The 1,468-nt window shown below is 65.3% G+C and carries 1 protein-coding gene; it reads left to right on the plus strand.

The annotated features are described in order from the left end of the window. Positions 1-239: 239 nt before the first annotated feature. Positions 240-1,451: an IS110 family transposase gene (locus BOSE46_RS21330; RefSeq protein WP_159543109.1), complete on the plus strand. Its 1,212-nt coding sequence runs from the start codon at positions 240-242 to the stop codon at positions 1,449-1,451. Positions 1,452-1,468: the final 17 nt, after the last annotated feature.

Genomic DNA, 1,468 nt, shown 5'->3' on the forward strand with positions numbered 1-1,468 from the left:
CGTCATTCTGGGCTACTAGAGACTTTCGGCAGGGCCGGTGTCTGGCCAGACTCGGTCTAGGTGCTCGGCGGGTCGCTCTCTTTTGGGCTGCCCACCCGGTTTGCGGGTGTGGCTCACTATCGGTCTGCTGCCCGTCGGGCGCCGCCGACGAGGCGTGGCTCAAGAAGGGACTGCCCTGCTCGTAGTAGCAATGCCCACCTCGCCGTCCCTATTGGAATGAGTGCAGGCGGGAGAAGCACATGGAACAGGTGATTATCGGGGTCGATCCCCACAAGCTGTCGGCCACGATCGAGGTCGTCGACAACCAGGAACGGATGCTTGGCTCTGGTCGGTTCACGACCGACCAGGCCGGCTATAAGGCCATGCGGGCCTATGCAAAGACCTGGCCCGACAGGGTCTGGGCGGTCGAGGGCGCTAACGGTGTCGGACGCCCGTTGGCACAACGCCTGCTCGAGGCCGGGGAACATGTTGTTGACGTCCCGGCGAAGCTCGCGGCCCGGATCCGGCTCTTCGACACCGGACACAACCGCAAGACCGACGCCCTCGATGCGCACTCCATCGCGATCGTCGCGGTCCGCACCAAGACGCTGCGGGTGCTGCAGGTCGACGGTGAACTGGAGGCGTTGCGGATGCTCACAGACCGACGAGAGGCGCTCACCCGACGCCGAGTTCAGACGGTCGACCGTCTGCAGGCACTGTTGGCTGAACTGCTCCCTGGCCAGGCGAAACGCGACATCACCACCGGCCAGGGCAAAGCCATGTTGGCCAGCGTCCGCCCGCGCGACATCGCTGGGAAGACTCGGCGCCGCATCGCATCCGACGAGCTCGCCGAACTGGTCGCAGTGGAGGCGAAGATCAAGAAGGCCACCGCTGAGCTCAAAACCATCGTGCTCGCCCGCGGCTCTACGCTCATGGAGCTGCACGGTGTCGGACCGGTCGTGGCCGCCCGGATCCTGGCCGATGTCGGCGACGTGTCGCGCTTCGCTGACCGCAACCGATTCGCCTCTTGGACCGGCACCGCACCGCTGGACGCGTCCTCAGGTGAGCAGAACCGTCACCGGCTCTCAAGGGCCGGGAACCGACGGATGAACCACATGATCCACATCGCCGCAGTCACCCAGCTGCGCCTGGACACCGACGGGCGTGGCTACTACCGACGCAAACGAGCCGAGGGCAAGAAGTCCCTTGAAGCGTTGCGCTGCCTCAAGCGCAGGATCTCCGACGTCATCTACCGACAACTCATCGACGACGCCAGACGCTCGGCAAAAACAGACGCCAGTGCGAGTCCGGGAGGGCACTGCGGGGCGTCTCGAAAATCCAGCGCGGTCGACCTGCCCCCGCACATCGACACTTCGGATCAGCCACTTCCCGGACCCGCAGAACCGACGCTACAACCGGCCGCCCGCCGACGAAAGACTCCAACCGAGAACACGCTCTCAGCGGCGTCTTGACAACAGAAGGGAGCCGG

Source organism: Aeromicrobium sp. 9AM (assembly GCF_902506105.1).
GTDB lineage: Bacteria > Actinomycetota > Actinomycetes > Propionibacteriales > Nocardioidaceae > Aeromicrobium.